Annotated in this window: 2 protein-coding genes; one reads left to right on the top strand and one right to left on the bottom strand. The window is 45.0% G+C overall.

The genetic code is table 11. From position 1 onward, the window contains the following. On the top strand, positions 1 to 753 hold a 753-nt coding region (gene eutC / locus A3738_RS21270), incomplete at its 5' end, for an ethanolamine ammonia-lyase subunit EutC (RefSeq protein ID WP_068763841.1). A gap of 34 nt (positions 754 to 787) precedes the next feature. Here eutC and A3738_RS21265 read toward each other — a convergent pair. Continuing rightward, a partial coding sequence (locus A3738_RS21265) for a PEP-CTERM sorting domain-containing protein (RefSeq protein WP_156504395.1) occupies positions 788 to 1,115 on the bottom strand: 328 nt, incomplete at its 5' end.

Here is a 1,115-nt window from a genome sequence, read left to right as displayed (position 1 = left end):
GGACTAGGGCGTGCGGGCATCAGCATACCAACGAAGCACTCATTAGCCTTTCAGCTTGCACATGCAAAAGCACAAGATGCCGTGCATACCCCATTGAGCTTTGAAAACATTTCAACAGATCTAAACGCACTTAAGGAAGTTAGTGATTTCGGCACTCTAGCGCTTCATAGCCAAGCCAAAAATCGCCAAGAATACCTGCAACGCCCTGATTTTGGCCGACTCTTAAATGAGCCATCATGCGAATTACTCAATCAAGACCAAGGCAACAAAAACATCGACTACGACTTAGCGATTGTCGTTGTTGATGGTCTGTCTGCGTTTGCCATCGAGCAAAATGCTGCGCCATTTCTAGCCGAGTTATTACCTCGATTAGGAGCGCGAGAAGCCCCCTCAGAGTCATGGAACATTGCGCCAATTTGTATCGTTGAACAAGGTCGCGTCGCGATTGGAGATCATATCGGCACACTTTTAAATGCAAAAAGCGTCTTGGTTTTGATTGGAGAACGCCCCGGTTTAAGTTCTCCTGACAGCATGGGGCTCTACCTAACTTGGTCTCCAAAACTCAATTTAACTGATGCTAGCAGAAACTGTATTTCAAACATTCGACAAGCCGGAATGGGCTATTCAGAGGCAGCTCAAAAAGCGACTTATTTATTAAATGAAGCACGAATCAAAAAGCTCTCTGGTGTTCAACTGAAAGACAGAAGCGAAGACGAAAGTTTTCTTGAGGCAGAAACGAAAAAGCCCGCTTAATAGCGGGCTTCCTACAATAAGAAAGTGCCTGAAACTAACGCTTTCTAGCTACTCGCAAACCGAGCAAGCCCAACCCAAGAAGAGCTAACGAACCAGGCTCTGGAACATCAACAGAGCTAAGAACAACGTTATCTAACATAATGCCAATATTGTCGCCGCCAGCGTGATTAAAAATAATCGAATCACTTGTGTCACTGCCAACAATAAATTGATAAGTGACTGTCTGCCATGGATCAGAGCTGTTCAAAGAGAAGTTCTGATCAAAGAATCCGCCCAAGGTAACAGCCATTGTATCGCCACCACTGTTTCGCTGATTTCCTGAGATGTCAAAACTCAACTCGTAAGTACCTGCGGCAAGAAAA

This window comes from Oleiphilus sp. HI0066, from assembly GCF_001635725.1.
Note: the sequence above shows the minus strand (reverse complement) of the source record. Positions and strands in the feature narration are given on the sequence as shown.